This is a genomic window from Planktothrix sp. PLAVEN19ND, assembly GCF_057220675.1.
Genome location: NZ_CM170132.1, coordinates 1305577 through 1324069, shown reverse-complemented (window position 1 = coordinate 1324069; position 18493 = coordinate 1305577). Strand labels below are relative to the sequence as shown.

Annotated in this window: 17 protein-coding genes; 11 read left to right on the top strand and 6 right to left on the bottom strand. The window is 41.0% G+C overall.

The window, feature by feature from the left end:
* Window positions 1-30: 30 nt before the first annotated feature.
* The gene (gene menD, locus AC2D3N_RS05760; protein WP_484693061.1) at window positions 31-1794 is read left to right on the top strand and encodes a 2-succinyl-5-enolpyruvyl-6-hydroxy-3-cyclohexene-1-carboxylic-acid synthase; all 1764 of its coding nucleotides are present in this window, start codon (window positions 31-33) and stop codon (window positions 1792-1794) included.
* On the opposite strand, the gene AC2D3N_RS05755 is transcribed toward menD, so the two are convergent.
* Window positions 1791-3119, bottom strand: a complete 1329-nt coding sequence (locus tag AC2D3N_RS05755) for a F390 synthetase-related protein (protein ID WP_484693060.1) — start codon at window positions 3117-3119, stop codon at window positions 1791-1793. The two genes, menD and AC2D3N_RS05755, sit on opposite strands and share 4 nt — an antisense overlap.
* A 265-nt stretch (window positions 3120-3384) precedes the next feature.
* Here AC2D3N_RS05755 and AC2D3N_RS05750 point away from each other — a divergent pair, with 265 nt between their 5' ends.
* The 4 genes from AC2D3N_RS05750 to AC2D3N_RS05735 are packed head-to-tail and all read left to right on the top strand — an operon-like array spanning window position 3385 to window position 7022.
* Entirely contained in the window at window positions 3385-4452 is a 1068-nt protein-coding gene (locus AC2D3N_RS05750; protein WP_484693059.1) for an AAA family ATPase, read from the top strand.
* Window positions 4427-5143: a DUF3226 domain-containing protein gene (locus AC2D3N_RS05745; protein ID WP_484693058.1), complete on the top strand. Its 717-nt coding sequence runs from the start codon at window positions 4427-4429 to the stop codon at window positions 5141-5143. Before AC2D3N_RS05750 ends, AC2D3N_RS05745 begins: the two co-directional genes overlap by 26 nt.
* 59 nt (window positions 5144-5202) lie before the next feature.
* A complete protein-coding gene (locus tag AC2D3N_RS05740) occupies window positions 5203-5970 on the top strand; it encodes a YebC/PmpR family DNA-binding transcriptional regulator (RefSeq protein WP_079677127.1) in 768 nt (255 codons plus the stop codon).
* Window positions 5967-7022 (top strand): retroviral-like aspartic protease family protein, encoded by a 1056-nt coding sequence (locus AC2D3N_RS05735; RefSeq protein ID WP_484693057.1) that lies wholly within the window; start codon window positions 5967-5969, stop codon window positions 7020-7022. The genes AC2D3N_RS05740 and AC2D3N_RS05735 overlap by 4 nt, the downstream gene beginning before the upstream one ends.
* A 49-nt stretch (window positions 7023-7071) precedes the next feature.
* Here the strand turns inward: AC2D3N_RS05735 and AC2D3N_RS05730 are convergent, their stop codons facing one another.
* Entirely contained in the window at window positions 7072-9192 is a 2121-nt protein-coding gene (locus AC2D3N_RS05730; RefSeq protein ID WP_079677125.1) for a S8 family serine peptidase, read from the bottom strand.
* A 280-nt stretch (window positions 9193-9472) separates the two neighbouring features.
* Between AC2D3N_RS05730 and AC2D3N_RS05725 the strand changes: the two genes are divergently transcribed.
* The 3 genes from AC2D3N_RS05725 (at window position 9473) to grxD (ending at window position 10972) form a co-directional block, all read left to right on the top strand.
* Complete coding sequence (locus AC2D3N_RS05725) at window positions 9473-10078, top strand: hypothetical protein (protein WP_484693056.1); 606 nt, start codon at window positions 9473-9475, stop codon at window positions 10076-10078.
* Between the two features lie 200 nt (window positions 10079-10278).
* The gene (locus tag AC2D3N_RS05720) at window positions 10279-10536 is read left to right on the top strand and encodes a BolA family protein (RefSeq protein ID WP_079677113.1); all 258 of its coding nucleotides are present in this window, start codon (window positions 10279-10281) and stop codon (window positions 10534-10536) included.
* 112 nt (window positions 10537-10648) lie between these two features.
* Window positions 10649-10972, top strand: a complete 324-nt coding sequence (gene grxD / locus AC2D3N_RS05715) for a Grx4 family monothiol glutaredoxin (protein WP_079677112.1) — start codon at window positions 10649-10651, stop codon at window positions 10970-10972.
* A 104-nt stretch (window positions 10973-11076) separates the two neighbouring features.
* Here the strand turns inward: grxD and AC2D3N_RS05710 are convergent, their stop codons facing one another.
* Window positions 11077-11325: a DUF6761 family protein gene (locus tag AC2D3N_RS05710; protein ID WP_079677111.1), complete on the bottom strand. Its 249-nt coding sequence runs from the start codon at window positions 11323-11325 to the stop codon at window positions 11077-11079.
* Window positions 11326-11566: 241 nt separating this feature from the next.
* On the opposite strand from AC2D3N_RS05710, the gene AC2D3N_RS05705 reads away from it, so the two are divergent.
* A complete protein-coding gene (locus AC2D3N_RS05705) occupies window positions 11567-12331 on the top strand; it encodes a response regulator transcription factor (RefSeq protein ID WP_079677110.1) in 765 nt (254 codons plus the stop codon).
* 72 nt (window positions 12332-12403) lie between these two features.
* On the opposite strand, the gene AC2D3N_RS05700 is transcribed toward AC2D3N_RS05705, so the two are convergent.
* Together AC2D3N_RS05700 and AC2D3N_RS05695 are read right to left on the bottom strand one after the other, a co-directional pair.
* Window positions 12404-12973, bottom strand: a complete 570-nt coding sequence (locus AC2D3N_RS05700) for a hypothetical protein (protein ID WP_484693055.1) — start codon at window positions 12971-12973, stop codon at window positions 12404-12406.
* A gap of 113 nt (window positions 12974-13086) precedes the next feature.
* Entirely contained in the window at window positions 13087-13461 is a 375-nt protein-coding gene (locus AC2D3N_RS05695) for a DUF1830 domain-containing protein (RefSeq protein WP_079677108.1), read from the bottom strand.
* Between the two features lie 322 nt (window positions 13462-13783).
* On the opposite strand from AC2D3N_RS05695, the gene AC2D3N_RS05690 reads away from it, so the two are divergent.
* Window positions 13784-15352: a photosystem II high light acclimation radical SAM protein gene (locus AC2D3N_RS05690; protein ID WP_079677107.1), complete on the top strand. Its 1569-nt coding sequence runs from the start codon at window positions 13784-13786 to the stop codon at window positions 15350-15352.
* Between the two features lie 2 nt (window positions 15353-15354).
* Here AC2D3N_RS05690 and AC2D3N_RS05685 read toward each other — a convergent pair whose 3' ends face one another.
* Entirely contained in the window at window positions 15355-15534 is a 180-nt protein-coding gene (locus AC2D3N_RS05685) for a hypothetical protein (RefSeq protein ID WP_079677106.1), read from the bottom strand.
* A gap of 384 nt (window positions 15535-15918) precedes the next feature.
* Here AC2D3N_RS05685 and AC2D3N_RS05680 point away from each other — a divergent pair, with 384 nt between their 5' ends.
* Window positions 15919-18396 carry an ATP-dependent Clp protease ATP-binding subunit gene (locus tag AC2D3N_RS05680; protein WP_484693054.1) on the top strand — a complete coding sequence of 826 codons (2478 nt, stop codon included), beginning with the start codon at window positions 15919-15921 and terminating at the stop codon, window positions 18394-18396.
* Window positions 18397-18493 lie beyond the last annotated feature (97 nt).

Below are 18493 nucleotides of genomic sequence, written 5' to 3'. Positions count from 1 at the left end.
TAAATTAAACTTAAAATTAATTGAGATAAAATGATTGACTTCCGTAATATTAACACAATTTGGGCTTCTGTATTAGTAGAGACTTTGGCTCAATTAGGATTAAAAACTGCTATTCTTTGCCCTGGTTCCCGTTCTACCCCTTTAACAATTGCTTTTGCTCAACATTCTAGCATTGAAACCATCCCAATTTTAGATGAACGTTCCGCTGCTTTTTTTGCTTTAGGAATTGCCAAAAAATCTGCTTTGCCGACGGTTTTGGTTTGCACTTCAGGAACCGCAGGAGCTAATTTTTATCCCGCTATTATAGAAGCCAAAGAAAGTCGAGTTCCTCTATTAATTTTAACCGCAGATCGTCCCCCTGAATTACGAGATTGTCATGCAGGACAAACGATTGATCAAGTTAGATTATATAATAATTATCCCAACTGGCAAGCGGAATTAAGCATCCCCAGTTTAGATTTAGGATTGTTACGTTATTTGCGACAAACCTTAATTTATGCTTGGGAGCGATCGCAATTTCCGATTTCCGGCGTTGTTCATCTGAATATTCCCTTTCGTGATCCTTTACATCCGGTTTTTCAGCCGGAAACAGAAGCATTAAAAGCCATATTTCCTGATGATTTTTTTACCCAAGTTAATCTTTTAAAAACCCCAATTTCCTCTGATTTTGGTGTTGAAAATTATTTTAAACTATGGTATAATTATCACCAAGGAATTATTATTGCCGGAGTAGCTCAACCTCAAAATCCAGAGGTTTATTGTCAAGCGATCGCTGATCTTTCTAAACACTTAAACTATCCCGTTTTAGCCGAGGGATTATCCCCCGTCAGGAATTATTATAACCTCAATCCCTATTTGATTTCAACCTATGATTTAATCCTGAGAAACTCAACCTTAGCAGAAAAACTAGCCCCTGAAGTTGTGATTCAAATTGGAGATTTACCCACCAGTAAAACCCTCAGAACTTGGTTAGACCAGCAACAACCAGATTATTTTATTCTTGATCCGAGTTATCATAACTTAGATGGGTTACATGGAAAAACCACCCATCTTAGGATATCAATAGAACAACTCTCAAAACAAATTAATCAAGCTAAAAATCCAGAACCAACTCATTTAGATAAATCTAAGTTATATGCTCATTCTTGGTATGAATTAGAAGCTAAATCCAGAAATGTAATTGACGAAAAACTAAACCTAATTGAATCATTAATAGAACCTAAAGTTGCTTGGTTACTATCTCAAATTCTACCTAAAAATACACCGATTTTTATTGCTAATAGTATGCCCGTGAGGGATGTAGAATTTTTTTGGTGTCCGAATCATTTAAACATTCAACCCTTTTTTAATCGAGGAGCAAATGGCATTGATGGAACCTTATCAACAGCTTTGGGAATTGCCCATCATCAGCAAAGCAGTATTTTATTAACGGGGGATTTAGCCTTACTTCATGACACAAATGGATTTTTAATCAGAAATAAATTTATCGGACATTTAACTATTATTTTAATTAATAATAATGGTGGTGGGATTTTTGAAATGTTGTCTGTTTCTCGATTTGATCCTCCCTTCGAGGAATATTTTGCCACTCCTCAAAATATTGATTTTGCAAAATTAGCAGCGACCTATAATATTGACTATGAACAAATCCAATCTTGGGAACAACTGCAACAAAAATTAAATCCTCTCCCCCAAACAGGTATTAGAATCTTAGAAATTCCAACTGATCGTAAAACTGATACCCAATGGCGACAACAATATTTAAAACAACTTGCAGAAGGATTAACTTTTTAGAAACCCAGTTTCTGACGTTGCCAAACTCTCCGACGTTTTTGACCCTTTGGAATTGAAGGAAAGTCATCCAGAAAGATAATTTCAGGAATCTGAGCATGAAGACGTTTAAAAAGCGATTCTAGGGATTTAAAAACACCTGCTTGAATCAGATCTTTTTTATTATTTTTGAATTTCAAAGCAACTTCTATCCGATTTAAACTTAACTGCATGACTTGATAATCCTCAATTTCATCAGAAACCATAACAATTTCTCTGCGAAGAAAATCAGGAAAAATTGTTACCCATTCACCATTACTAGACCCATGGGGTAGATAAAAAATATCATCCTGCCGCCCTTCAATATGTTCAATTGCTATTAATACTGACCCACAGGGACAAGGAGTTTTTCGTTCTACTAAAATATCATTCAGACGATAACGAATAATCGGTTGGGTTGTGCGTCTAAAATCGGTTATAATCGGCATAAATCGAGATTTGTCTGGGTCTAAATATTCTTTTTGAATAGCAACAATATCCTCATTTAAGTGTAAAGTTCCATGGTCACAGGTATAACCTAAAAATCCTTCTGTACATTGATAAACTTGATGAATAACTTGATTAAAAACTTTGCTAATATAATTTCGATCTAAAGGGTCAAGCACCTCAGCAACGGAGACTATTTTTTTGGGGGATATTTTTAAAATACCTTGTTTTTGAGCGTCTGCTAACAATCGTAATAAAGAAGCAGGAGCGACTAAAATAGTGGGTTGATAATCATTTAATTGTTGAATATGATCCGTAATTGGTTCTAATAAATCAAAAAATTGAAACTGCAACCGCCGACTTTTTACCGTTTCATATAATCGACTATTTGCTCTCAAAAAAAACGCTATTTTCTCAGGAAACAATATAAAATTGGGTAATAATTTCGCTAGAATTGTTCCTGCCCAAATCCATTGTTCCTGAGAACTAACTAAAAATAATCCTCGATTTCCACTGGTTCCTGTTGATAAACCCACGGTATAACCCCTAAGATTAGGACTAAAATCTCGCGTTTTTTCGGCTTGAAAGGCGATTTCAAATGCTTCTGATGCTGAAATTTTAACGGTATTGAGTTGGTCGAAATTTTCCATCATTTTAGCTTTATCAATTATAGGAAAATTTTGCCAATCTTGAATATCTAAACCTTGATAATACTGTTGATAAAATGGAGATTGAGGTAAAATCACTTTTAAAAAGTTTTGAACCTGTTGATTTTGCCAGGTTAATAATTGTTCTCGACTTTTAAAATGTCTAATATATTTTGTTTTTAAATAGTGATTAAGAATTGTTAATGTACGTTTCATTTTAATAATTCCTTGTTAAGAAAGAGAAATTGACAGACTAAAAAACTATGGGTTCAAGCCAGATTATCTTAGAAATAATAGCAAATTACAACGGAATTTGCAGAGTATAGAGACTTTTCGTGCGAGGATACAAGCTATGCAGTAAAACTACTTACGCACTGCTTGAGTGCAATTAGATCTCAGTAAAGACAATCGCACACTGCTATAATCCTGCTGTGCTATAATTAGAAAATAAAATTAATCTACCCTAGTAATTAATAAAATCATGCTTGAAGATATAGAAATTAATAATTTTAGATGCTTTGAAAGCACTAAAATTTCTGGATTTAAAAAAGTGAATCTAATTGGAGGTAAAAATAACGCTGGAAAGACAGCTTTTTTAGAAGCTTTACTGTTGCATAACTTTCCTCGCCCTAAAAGCATAATTGAACTTAAGAGAATTAGGAGAGAGTCTTCAGAGATTTCAAAATCCAGACCTGAACGCACTTGGGATAATTTTTTTTTAGATCAAAAATATCAGGAGAAAATAAAAATTATTGGCAAGTATTCAGAAAACCTGAAAATCGTAGAGATTTATGTTTCTGATACAATTAACTCTGATTTTTTTGAAGATCAAAAAGATATTAAAAAACTGATTGAATTTATTTCTCAAAATGAATCAGTAACATCACTTAATATTAAAGTTACTCAAAATCAAGAGAGTATATCTGAATCTTCGGTAATTGCAAGCTCAAACGGAATAATTTCAGTAAGTGGTTCAGACTCAACTGATATACCTATTATCCCCTCTGGTTTAAGAATGTCGAATAAAGAGTTAGCTGAATCTTATGATAAAGCTCGCCTGGATGAAAAAGATGGTGAAGTTTTAAAATTATTACAAATTCTTGATTCATCAATTCAAGAAGTTGATAGTTTTTCTATTGGTGAACCTACTTTATATTTAAGAAGTATCAATAAACGTCGCTTACCGATTTCACTGTATGGAGATGCTATTATTAGGGCTACAACTATTATTTTGAAATTAATCAATAACAATCCTAAAATTTTGTTGATTGATGAAATAGAAAATGGCATACATTATACTAATCAACGAGAATTTTGGAGAACCTTATTTCGACTATCAACAGAACTAGATACCCAAATTTTTGCCACAACCCACAGTTTAGAAATGATTCAATCTTTTGGAGATGTAGGCTTAGAAATGGATGAAGAAATCAGTGCTTATTTTGAACTGGCAAGACATCCCAAAACCAACGATATTATAGGAATTAAAAGGGATGTAGAAACCTTAAAATATGCTTTAGAACATGGAAAAGGAGTCAGAGGTGAGTAATCTTTTAATTGTGGAAAGTAAAAATGATAAATTTTTTCTTCAAGCTCTGATTGAGGAATTAAATTATGATATTGAGATTGATCCTCCTATTTTTATTGATGACTATGAATGTTTAGAAGGATTAAGTGAAAAAAGGTTAGTTGAAGCTTTCAAGTCTTTGTTAGCTGATATCCAAAAAAGACAAATTAGTAAAATTGGAATTGTGATCGATATTGATCAATATTCTCAGCAAGAGCGTTTACAATTTATTAATCAATGTTTGCGACAGGTTTTTACTCTAAATAATGAATTTTCTGATATATCACAATTAATAACTATTAATATTCCTGGCTATGATTGTATTGAAATAGCTTGTTATTTTACCCATGTAGAAGGTAAAGGAGAGTTAGAAACTGTCTTAAAACTTATTAAAACCAAAGAATCTCCTTATGCAGATTGTTTAGAGAGTTGGAGAAACTGTTTGGAAAGTAATAATAAATCGATTAGTGATAAAGAATATGATAAATTTTGGATTAGTCTTTATCTACGATTTGATACTTGTTCTTGTTTAGAACGCAAGCAAGCAGAACGAAAATGCAGCATGACAAATTTTAACTATATTATGGAAAATAAAAAAGATATCTGGAATTTTAATCACCCTGTTCTCGATGAGATCAAAAAATTTTTGCACCTTTTCGTTGCTGAGAGTTGATCAAAATGTAAAATCGATTATCCTTCGTCTGATAAATGTTGCTGTAATTTTGTGTAAGTATGGCTGGACATAGTAAGTGGGCGAATATTAAACGCCAAAAAGCGAGAGTAGACGCGGTAAAAGGTAAAGTGTTCGCAAAAATTTCCCGGGAAATTATTGTGGCGGCGCGTCAAGGGGGTGACCCGGCGGGAAACTTTCAATTGCGAACTGCGATTGAAAAGGCAAAAGCCGCTGCAATTCCCAATGATAATATTGAACGAGCGATCGCAAAAGGGGCGGGGAAACTCGGGGCTGGAGCTTCCGAGTTAGAATTTATTCGTTATGAAGGCTATGGAGTTGGCGGCGTGGCGATTTTAATTGAAGGACTCACGGATAACCGCAACCGGACGGCGGCGGATTTGCGAGTGGCTTTTAGTAAAAATGGCGGTAACTTGGGGGAAACTGGATGTGTGAGTTGGATGTTTGACCAGAAAGGTGTTGTTACCTTAACCGGGCCCATTGATGAAGAAAAACTTCTGGAAACCCTAGTAGAAGGGGAAGCCCAATCCTATGAATTAACGCCTGTTAATGATACCGATGGGGCAGAAGTTTATACGGAAATCACGAATTTAGAACAGTTAAGCCAAGTTTTAAGGGAACACAAATTTCATGTTGTTGAGGCGGAATGGCGTTGGATTCCTAATAATATCATTGAAGTTAATGATATTGAAAAAGCTCGATCACTCATGAAGTTAATGAATATTTTAGATGATTTAGATGACGTGCAGAATGTAACGGCAAACTTTGAACTATCTGATGCTTGTTATCAAGCTCTTTATAGCGAATGAAATGCTTGACTCCTTTGATCTTAACTTTAGTTGCGGTTTTGCCCCTATCTATTCAGGGTTTAGCCAGCCCAACTCTTACTTTTTCCCGGGGTTTAGAACTTCCCGTAGTTGATCATAATTTGGCATCAAATACTACAATGTTATTGAGTATTTTTTCTTTAAATGCGATCGTCAGACTGGAGGGTTTAAATTTACCCCATCCCAAAACCATCGGTCAGGCAACAATTCCACTTCAACGATTAGAAGGAAGTCAAGTATTTACCCTACAGCTTGCCATTGGGGGAAAATCCGGTAGCTTTTTATTAGATACGGGGGCATCCACAACCATGATTGCCACCACGGTTGTTCAGGAGTTGGGGTTAACAGGAGAACCGATTCCGAATCAGGGATTAGCCTATGCCGTAGCGGGGGATGATTGTCCGAATATGAATGCTATTTTACACCGTTTACCCCCGTTAGTAATTAATCAAGTTCGAGTGGAAGAATTGCGGGGTTTGGAATTTTCTACAACGGTGATTCCCGAGGAATTATTGGGAGTAGTGGGCATGGATTTTTTAAGGAATTTTGATCTGAAATTAAATCCTAAAACCCGTCAATTACAACTGCTGAATCCTTCGCCTTTACCTGCTGAATTTGTCCCTGAAGCTATCCCCTTAAAAAGTCGTTTGGGAGTGATGTTAGCCTCGGTTAAAATTAATAATCAAGGGCCGTTTACGTTTCTATTAGATACGGGTGCTGATACTATTTTTATTTCTAAACAGTTGGCTAATCAAATAAAAATCGATCATTCCCATCGGCAACCAATTCAAGTTCAGGGTTTTTGTGGGTTAGAAGATGCAGAAGTTTCTCGTTTGGAAAAAGTCACAATTCAGGATTATGATCAAAATAATTTAGAAGCCGTTATTTTATCATCTCCAGTTTTGGATTTACTACAAATTGATGGCATTATTGGTCAAAGTTTTTTAAATCAATACCAACAATATTGGCGGTTTAATTCTCCGAGCAAATCCCAAGACTTTGAAGGAAGTTTATTATTAGTTCCGATAAAATAAGAAACCAGGCTTCTTGAGAAAAACCCGGTTTCTATAATATCGTCTTTAATTACAATCCCAAATCCAGTTTCCAATATTTGAGAGTTCCGGTATTCTCAGGAATAGCATCGATAACTTTTAACTGCCAATTTCCTTGGGCGGAAATATTGATAAATTGTCTCAAATACAGTGTATTTTGTAAGTTATAGGTCGTTTTCAACTGAGTTTTAATCCCTAAAGTTCGATTTTGGAGTAATACCTGATCTCCATCGGGTGCAACTAACCAAACCTCAATATCTCCTAAAAAACTATGTTCAATCTCCACCGTTACCTGGATATCCTGAATCGGACTGGTTTCTGTAATCTCAATTGAACTACTAACCCCCGTAGGGTTATTATCAGGAATCGCCACACTTTGACCATTTTCTTGGGAAATATTCCGAGAAATTTGTTGCTGAACCATGCGTCTATTTTGTGCCATTTCCACAGCCTTAAACGCATTGACTTTGCCATAGCCAAACCATTGAGAATAGCCATTTTTATCATAATTTCCCATCCGAATTCCCAACTGAGGATCAGGATCAGAATCCACAATTTTATCCGCACTTTGTTCAAGAATTCGGCGAACTTCCTGGGCTGTTAAGGTCGGATTTGCTGATAAGATTAAAGCCGCCACCCCAGCCACCACCGGAGTCGCACTCGATGTCCCCCCAAAATAGGGCGTAAAATCCGATTGATCATAACCGGCGGCTCCCATGCGGTCAGTAGTAAAGACCCCCAAACCGGGTAAGGTGCCTTTCAGGACTGGAGGAGTACCGATATAACCCGTTTCCTGTAACCACATCCCCGGAGGAGCATTATTACTCGGAGCACAGACCGAAACTCCAACTCCCCAATTACTATAAGCAGATTTTTTACCCAAACTATTAGAAGCAGAAACCGTAATCACATCGGGATGAACCGCAAATCCCGCCAACCATTTCACCCGACCGCTAATAATATCATTCGGCCAACCGGATTCATCGAGCATTCCGTTTACCGGACGATTGGCGTTTCCAGCGGCAAAAACCACCACACAGCCTTTGCCCTTACGACCCTGGGTGACAGCCTTACTAATCGCTGCTTTTTGTCGGGCTGAGAGGGGAAAATAAATCGCACTCGCCCCCCAACTACAGGAAATCACCGCAGCCCCCTTATCAATGGCCCAATTAAAAATCTGTTCCACCGATTCATCATCCAAAAATCCCGTTGTCCGAATTGGCATGAGGGCACAACCCGGAGCCACCCCGACAATTCCGGTTCCGGTTTCTTCCGCAACAGCGACCCCGGCACAAGCCGTCCCATGATTATCCGTAGGGGCTTCTGGAAGCGGAAGATTATCTTTACCTTTTAGGTCTAGGGGGGCAACAATTTTACCGACTCCTTGGAAATCTGGGTGATTGATGTCCACAGAATCATCACTAATCGCCACCACCACAGAACGAACTCCCCGGGTAACATCCCAGGCTTTTTCGCTGGAAATATGGGAACCAGGTGCGAGTTGGTTGCCCCCATTATGGTTGAGATACCATTGCTTATTGTATAGGGAATCCCGAGGCACATAACAGGGCTGACTTTTAATCACAATATTCGGTTCAGCCAGTAAAACCTGAGTATTACGGGTTAAACGATTCGTAATTTTCAGAGGATTCTCGGAGGAATTAGGTGTCATCTCATAAACAAAACCATGGGGTAAACCGTCGATGGGTTTTAACTCTTTTAATCCAAATTCTGAAGCAATAGACGCTCGTGTTGAGGGATCAATTTCTTCTTTAAACTGAATGGTAAGCTGATTTGTTAAATAGACAACGGAGCCAGGGTCGTTATTGAGTTGGTAAACATGACTCGCAAAGTTAATATCTTGGGAATTGCGAGCCAATTCCATCGCCTCATCCAGTTGCTCAGAGGCGACTTGTAACTCCTCTAAGGAAGGGGGAACACTACTCGCGTGTTGAATGGGAATCGGAGGTTGCGGTAAATCCTTGAGTTGGGTGTTAGGGGAGGATAATTGCACCGTGAAGCGGTCAGAGACTTTATTTAGGATTAATTCTTCGCCCCCCCGTTGCAAAACAAAGCCGATACTCCCGTCGGGAACGCCAATGCCTTGATAGTTTTGTTGTGGAACGTTTGATGAGTTAACTGATGATGTCATATTTAATCTATCCTTTCTCCTTAAAGGTTTAAATCTCGATTAATGTTGCCTTTTGCCCGTTACCCGCTCTATCAATTTACGAGCCCCTCCCCCCAAAAAAATATAACCCTTATCGGTTGAGGCAGGATCAGGTTGTTGGTACAGTATGGGATTGCTCAAGATTAATGATAATATCCATGAAGTTTAATGTTTTTTTTTATCGCGTTCGCGCAATTGAGTCATGGTATCCTCTGGAACTGTTAGCTTCCTTCGACTGACAACCTATCTATCTGTCTCCGTGATGGTAGCTTGGGTTGTCCTGTCGCCGTTTCACGTTAATGCTCAAGAATCTTCTCCAACTGTTGCCCAGGGGAATGTACAGATGGGGGGAGAAACGGAAACTGAGGTTGCGCCACCATCGGGTGATTTGGCTCCCCTCAATCCTAATGATATTCGTCCTTTGTCCCTTGATAGTAGTTTTTTGAGTATTGAGGGCGGAAAACGGCTGATGCAAGAAGCTGATAGTGCCGTTTCTAGTGAAAATTATGCCGAGGCAGAAAAAAAATTCCAGGAAGCTCGTCAAGTTTTTAACCAGTTATCCAATTTTTATCAACAGTTAGCAGGTAGTTTTTCTGGCGTCGATAACCGCATTGCCGATAATTTTAGGAATTCAGCCCGGGACACAGCACAAATGCGCGATACCGCCACCTATCAGTTAGCCTTACTCCACCGAGCTAAAAACCAACCGGAATTGGCCGTCCCTCTATTAATTCAAATTATCCGCTCCCAAGCCCCCACCAGGGACTTAGGCAAAAAAGCTTATCAACAATTACTAGAATTAGGATTTGTGACCGACCCCTTTCCTCGGGCGGGTAACACAACGACTCCACCCACTACGGCGCAATAAGAGAACAGGGGGAGCAGGGGAGGCAGGGGAGGCAGGGGGAGCAGGGGAGGCAGGGGGAGCAGGGGGAGCAGGGGAGGCAGGGGAGGCAGGGGGGCAGGGGAGGCAGGGGAGGCAGGGGAGGAAATCATTAACTTCTAACTTCTGACTTCTGACTCCTGTTTCCTCTAAAATATTTGAAATACTATGGTCTGGGAATGGCGATGATTACACTCAATCAAGTTGAAGCAATGATTAAGTCAGAATTACCGAATGCGGTGGTTCAAGTTCGAGATTTGGGCGGGGGTGACCATTTACAAGCGATTGTGGTATCAGCCGAATTTGAAGGCAAGACTTTAGTAAAACAACACCAAATGGTTTACAAAGCCGTTAAAGAAGCCATGGCAACCGAAGCTATTCACGCTTTAGCATTAAAGACCTATACCCCTCAAGAGTGGGAAAAAGCCAGCACTGAATTCTGATCTAGCTTAATACCCAAATTCTCGGAAATCAGTTAGACTCAAATCTGGGATTCTATGATCGTTTTGCCGATCAATTAACCTATCCAAACCTACCTTATTCTATTAATAAACCATGACAACAGACGCACAGGAAAAAATTAAAGATCTGATCACGAAAAACAAAATCTTTGTTTTTATGAAGGGAACAAAGCTCATGCCAATGTGCGGTTTTTCCAATAATGTTGTGCAGATTTTAAATACTTTGGGGGTTCCTTTTGAAACCCTAGATGTTTTAGAAGATTATGAAATTCGCCAAGGGATTAAAGAGTATTCCAACTGGCCAACGATTCCCCAGGTCTATATCAACGGTGAGTTTATTGGCGGTTCTGATGTGCTGATTGAACTGTATCAAAAAGGTGAGTTACAGCAACTGGTAGAAGTGGCAATTGCTTCATAAAACGGTGTTGGGTATCGGGTTTCGGGTGTTGGGTTGCAGTTGATTTCTGCCTAACCCTCTATCCCTGATATTCCCGCTTTCCCAACCCTTTCTGGACTTCTGCCCTAATAATAATCTACTTGACGTTGAGGCATCGGCATTTCAAAATTCGAGGGGTCGTAAATGTATCGAGTCGCTTCTTCCTCCAAACGACTAACTAAATAGGGTTCTAAGGTATTTGTATGTCTGAGGGCGGCTAAGTAACCGTCTAAATATAACCTGAGATCATCATAACGATAACCTCGATTCCACATCTCGACGAGGGCGTCGGTGAGTTTCTGATAATGGCGAATCGTTAAGGTGTCCTGAAGCATGGTTTGAATGGGGGTTAAGGGGTAATTACTCGATTGAACTAAAAGGTCAGGCCGGATTCCGGGAACTAAGACTCGTCTATTTTCATGTTAACTCTTTCCATCTTAACTTCAGATCAAAATTACCCCGGTTGGCTTTGATACTTTTGACTATTAAGGTGATGGGGAGGTAACAGTAGCTACAAAATCAGAAAGATTACCCTGTTACGCTTGAACTCAACATTGAAGAAGGAAGCTCGCATTCGTGGGATCTGCTTGTATTTCAATTATTGAGGGAAACCCGCATTTACGGTCGCTCTTGGGTTGGCATTTACAGCACGTTGGTTACTTGGTTCATCAGGCTGCTGATTTGCACAATGCAAGGGATATCTTCTATGCTCATCAACCCAATTTAGTGATTTTGGACGCTGAATTACCAGAGGGAAATAGTTTAGAGTTTTGCCAATGGCTTCAGCAGCAACGACAATCTTTAATTCTGATGTTATCGGCTCGCACAACGGAATCCGATATTGTCCGGGGTTTGAGGGCGGGCGCTGACGACTATTTAACCAAACCCTTTGGAATGCAGGAATTTTTGGCGAGGACAGAATCCTTAATGCGTCGTAGTCGCACCATTGTTCCGCCAACCATCTTGGATTATGGATCTCTCAAAATTGACTTGGTACAGCGTCGTGTGCGCCTACAGAGTCAATTGATTGAACTCACTCCCCAGGAATATAGTCTGCTCTATGTTCTCGCCCAGGCTTGTGGAGAACCTTTGAGTCGTTCAGAACTGTTGCGACGGGCTTGGCCAGATGCTATTGACAATCCTCGCACGATTGATACCCATGTTCTTTCGTTACGGAAAAAGTTAGAAACTGACCCCCGTCAACCGAATTTAATCCAAACGGTTCGGAATATTGGTTATCGTCTCAATTTGGAAGTTCTGAAAGCAGAAACGGTTCGCGCTGTTAGACTCAATGGCAAATATCCACCCATTCGCGGAGTCAAAACAGAGAGTAGTGCTTGATCTGATGGAGATCAGGGAATAATCAAAATCTAATCCTTTATTTTGATTATTCCCTCTTTTCACGGGATTATGTCAATTCAGCGTGAGGGCGGTGGAAATTGTCCAAATATCTACTAGGCCTAATAATAAACTACAGCCCAATAAAATAAAATACATCCAGGGTTGAGCCAACGGACGGACATCGGTTGTATCAATTCCTGTTTTTTCTTGGACTATTCCCACAAACTTGGCAAACCCAGCCATTCGCATTGGGAGTAAATAACCTTCCCCCGTCTGACTGACAAAATAATAAACCAGTCCTCCTTGTCCGGTGGTTCTGGGTTTCAAGGCTTTGATCTGATTCCAGGGTAATGACCAACCCCGACGAAATATCGGAGTAATCAAAGAAGAATAGCTTACTTTAATTCCCTCATGATCCACGATTACCCTTTCTGTTAAAAGTGCTAATAAGGCGATCGCTCCGATCCCAATCCCTAGCCAAAGTAACATCGGAGAGATGGGGGAATTGACAGCTTTTGACAAAAAAGGTAAGGGGATCATCAATACCGTATATAAACTTAACAGCGTGATTCTAATAATTGGAGATAGGCGAAATACAATTGGACTAGATAACGCTACGGATTCTACTGTTTCAATATTCATTTTAAACAGCTTTTAAATTGATTAATCTCCAGAAATTCCACCGCGATATTTTAACTCGCAGTGGAATCTCTCCGGTGAGTTTTGAGATGCTTTTATTATCGTTTTTTGGTAAATTAATCAACAGAAGTTAAAGCCGGAGTTGTTAAAGGTTCCTGTTTAACTGTACGCTTACTGGCAAAATTTCTGGGTTGAGTATTTAGAGTCAAAGGTTTATCCTCATAGCTGATAGACTGTTGATCAATCTGGAGCCGATCACAAGGAATATTATCAGCAATAATTGCACTGGCCATACTTCCGGTATGGATTTCCAAAGTTGCTTGCGGAATCGCTTCAAAAACTAAGCGTTGTCCTGGAAATACCACCCGCTCAAAGTACCAATTAGGAACATTGGTGATCCGAGCGATCTGAATATGGCTGGTAGCATTAACATAGCAGCACAAAATTCGACCAGAACTATTTGACGGTAGGGGATCAAGAATTTGAGCCATATCGGGATTTGGGGGCTTTGAGGTAAACGTTTTATTGATTACTTGCTACGTTAACATTTGTTGATCCCAGTTGGTTGTAACCCCGACTACCAATCCGTTATTATACTCATCCAGTTTATCGAAAAATAGGGAATAGGGAATAGGGAATGGGCAATGGGCAATAGGAAGATATAGAATTTTTAATCAACTAGCTACCAAACGAATTTCTCAGAGTTGCGACCCTAAAGGGCAGAAAATTCGTTATAGTGTTAAGGAATATTAAACAAAGTCGATATAACTTCACCCATTTCAGTCCAACTCCCGCCCGACACACAACAGTATCATGGAAGATAAAATCCTTTACGTCCGCCTTCCCTGTAACCCGATTTTCCCGATTGGGGTGGTTTACCTGTCCGACCACGTTCACAAGCTATTTCCCACCGTCCAACAGCGCATTTTTGACTTAGGTGCTGTCCCTCCCTTGGACTATGCCGCCGCCTTGGATGCTTGTGTAGATGAGTTTCAACCCACATTATTAGTCTTTTCTTGGCGAGATATTCAAATTTATGCCCCCGTGGGGGGACGGGGTGGAAATCCGCTACAAAATGCCTTTGAATTTTATTATGCTAAAAACCCTTTAATTAAATTACGAGGGGCTTTAGGAGGATTACGTTTAGCAACATCCTACTATACGGAACTTTGGCAGAATTTAGGATTAATTAAACGGGGATTATCCCGTTCTCAACGTTATAATTCCCAGGCGCGGGTTGTGGTTGGGGGCGGGGCGGTGAGTGTTTTTTATGAACAGTTAGGAAAGAGTTTACCTAAAGGAAGTATTGTTTCGGTTGGGGAAGGAGAAAGTTTATTAGAAAGGCTATTAAGAGGACAGGATTTAGCCGATGAACGCTGTTATATTGTTGGAGAAACGACACCCCGCGATCGCTTAATTCATGAACAACCCATGAATTTTGAAAAAACCGCCTGTGATTACAATTATATTGAAACCATTTGGCCGGAATTTCAATATTATTTTCAAGATCAAGACTTTTATATTGGAGTCCAGACAAAACGGGGTTGTCCCCATAATTGTTGTTATTGTATCTATACGGTTATTGAGGGCAAACAAGTTAGAATTAATCCCGCCGATGAAGTGGTGGCGGAAATGCAGCAACTGTATCAACGGGGAATTAGAAACTTTTGGTTTACCGATGCCCAATTTATTCCCGCCCGTAAGTTTATTAATGATGCGGTGGAATTATTGCAAAAAATCCTTGATTCTGGGATGACGGATATTCACTGGGCGGCCTATATTCGGGCGGATAATTTAACCCCAGAATTATGTGATTTAATGGCTAAAACCGGGATGAATTATTTTGAAATTGGGATTACCAGTGGTTCGCAAGAATTAGTCAGAAAAATGCGAATGGGGTATAATTTGCGGGTAGTTTTAGAAAATTGTCGGGATTTAAAAGCTGCTGGGTTTAACGATTTGGTTTCGGTGAATTATTCCTTTAATGTGATTGATGAAACCTTTGAAACCATCCGTCAAACCATTGCTTACCATCGGGAATTAGAGGCTATTTTTGGGGCGGATAAAGTCGAACCTGCGATTTTCTTTATCGGGTTGCAACCCCATACCCATTTAGAAGAATATGCCTTTGATAAAAAGATGTTAAAACCCGGGTATGATCCCATGAGTTTAATGCCTTGGACAGCCAGAAAATTGCTCTGGAATCCCGAACCTTTAGGATCATTTTTTGGCGAAATCTGTTTAGAAGCCTGGAAGCGCAACCCCAATGATTTCGGACGGACGGTGATGGATATTTTAGAAGAAAAGTTAGGACGAGCACCTTTAGAAGAAGCCTTAAATGCGCCATTGGGTCAGGGAAAAGAGTTAGCAAGTATTCGTTAATTTTAGGTTGAATTGGGGGTGCGGTTATGGTAGCGATCGCACTTTCCGCTATAATTAAATCCCCCAATTGTAGGGGCGGGTTCGAGACAATCTCTGTTAATTAGCAGAAATCTTGCTAAACCCGCCCCGAATGCGATCGCAATACCCAAAGAAACCGGGTTTCTAATTAAGTTAATTGCCATAAATCAAGATATCTTGAGAAACCCGGTTTCTGTTAGTGGGCGAGGACGCTGACCATACCTCCCCTGCGATGCTAAAATCATTGTGCTAGAATCCATCATTAAATCAATCAAAATCGAAAGTAATCCTTAGCCACAACACAGTTGAGGCTTTTAGATAGACAACCTCTATACAGAATCAAAATTTAATTTAGAGTAAACTGTCTCTATCCAAATCTTGATCCCTATCCTGATCTTGCTAGTTCAAGAGGAGGAAGATGGATTTAGACTCACCCTTGAGTCAGTACCCTTGAGTCAGTTTTGAGTCAACTTTTTAATTTTTCCGAAGTTATAAGTCTCACGCTAAAATTAGCATAACTGATAAGCAACAGGTGATGGGAATTAGCTATGTTTGAACGCTTCACAGAAAAAGCCATTAAAGTCATCATGTTAGCCCAGGAGGAAGCACGTCGCCTGGGGCATAACTTCGTGGGAACTGAACAGATCCTCCTGGGTCTGATCGGGGAAGGGACGGGTGTTGCAGCCAAAGTCCTGAAATCAATGGGAGTCAATCTCAAAGATGCCCGGATCGAGGTCGAAAAAATTATTGGTCGGGGTTCGGGGTTTGTCGCCGTCGAGATTCCTTTTACCCCTCGGGCCAAAAGAGTTCTGGAATTGTCCCTGGAAGAAGCACGCCAACTGGGACATAACTATATTGGCACGGAACACCTACTTCTCGGTCTGATCAGGGAAGGGGAAGGGGTGGCCGCTCGAGTTTTGGAAAACTTGGGGGTTGACCTCTCGAAGGTTCGGACTCAAGTGATTCGGATGTTGGGCGAAACGGCGGAAGTGGCTGCTGGAGGTAGTAACAGCCGCACCAAAACCCCAACCTTAGATGAGTTTGGATCAAATCTGACCCAAATGGCCGCCGAAGGCAAACTTGATCCGGTGGTTGGTCGTCAAAAAGAAATCGAACGGGTGATCCAAATTCTGGGTCGTCGTACCAAAAATAACCCGGTGTTAATTGGGGAACCGGGGGTGGGTAAAACCGCGATCGCGGAAGGGTTAGCCCAACGCATTGCTACGAACGATATTCCCGATATTTTAGAAGATAAACGGGTGGTCACCTTAGATATTGGGTTGCTAGTCGCCGGAACCAAATATCGCGGGGAATTTGAAGAACGGCTGAAAAAAATCATGGATGAGATCCGGTCTGCGGGTAACGTCATCCTGGTCATTGATGAAGTCCACACCCTGATCGGGGCCGGGGCAGCCGAAGGGGCGATCGATGCGGCCAATATCCTCAAACCCGCCTTAGCTCGGGGCGAGTTGCAGTGTATCGGGGCAACCACCTTAGATGAATACCGCAAACACATTGAACGGGATGCGGCCCTCGAACGTCGGTTCCAACCGGTGATGGTGGGTGAACCCTCGGTTTCTGAAACCATTGAAATTCTATTTGGGTTGCGCGAGCGCTATGAGCAACACCATAAACTGAAAATTTCCGATGAGGCCCTCGAAGCAGCCGCTAAACTCTCTGATCGGTATATTAGCGATCGCTATTTACCCGATAAAGCGATTGACTTAATGGATGAAGCGGGTTCCCGCGTACGTTTAATCAATTCCCAACTGCCTCCGGCAGCCAAGGAATTGGACAAAGAACTGCGCCAAGTCCTGAAGGAAAAAGACGAGGCGGTGCGTTCCCAAGACTTCGACCGGGCGGGAGAATTGCGCGATCGGGAAATGGAAATTAAGGCTCAAATTCGTACTATTAGTCAAACGAAGAAAGCCGAAACCACCCGGGGCGAAGACGATAGCCCCGTTGTCACCGAAGAAGACATCGCCCAAATTGTGGCCAGTTGGACAGGGGTTCCGGTGAACAAACTCACCGAGTCCGAGTCGGAGAAACTACTGAATATGGAAGGAACCCTGCACCAACGCTTAATTGGTCAGGATGAAGCCGTTAAAGCCGTATCCCGTGCTATTCGTCGTGCCCGGGTGGGTCTGAAGAACCCCAACCGACCGATCGCTAGTTTTATCTTCTCTGGGCCGACTGGGGTGGGTAAAACCGAATTAACTAAAGCCTTAGCGTCCTATTTCTTCGGGTCTGAAGAAGCGATGATCCGCTTGGATATGTCCGAATACATGGAACGTCACACGGTTTCTAAGTTAATTGGGTCGCCTCCAGGCTATGTGGGCTACAACGAAGGCGGACAACTCACCGAAGCGGTGCGTCGGCGTCCCTATACGGTGGTGCTATTCGATGAAATTGAAAAAGCCCACCCCGACGTCTTCAATATGTTGCTGCAAATCTTAGAAGATGGTCGTTTGACCGATGCGAAAGGTCGGACGGTGGACTTCAAGAATACCTTGATCATCATGACTTCTAATATTGGATCGAAGGTGATCGAAAAAGGTGGCGGTGGTTTAGGCTTCGAGTTCTCGGAAAACGAAAATGATGCCCAATACAACCGTATCCGCAACTTGGTGAATGAAGAACTCAAACAATATTTCCGTCCTGAGTTCCTCAACCGTTTGGATGAAATTATTGTCTTCCGTCAGTTGAACAAGGAAGAAGTCAAGGAAATTGCGGTGATCATGTTAAAAGAAGTCTTCGGACGCTTGATCGAAAAAGGCATTACCTTGGAAGTGACGGACAAGTTCAAAGAGCGGTTAGTCGAAGAAGGTTACAACCCCAGCTATGGGGCGCGTCCTCTGCGTCGAGCCATTATGCGGTTACTCGAAGATAGTTTAGCAGAAGAAATTCTGTCTGGACGGATCAAAGAAGGGGATACGGCTATGGTTGATGTGGATGAAAATGCTCAAGTGGTGGTGTTCCAAAGTACCACCAGTCGGGAATTGTTACCCCAAGGCGCTGAGTCTTAATTGACTTGAATTATATCTTTTCTTAAACCCCTCGCCTAAGCATCGAGGGGCTTTTTTTGTTGTTGGGCTTTAGCCCAATTTTCTAGTATATAGCAGT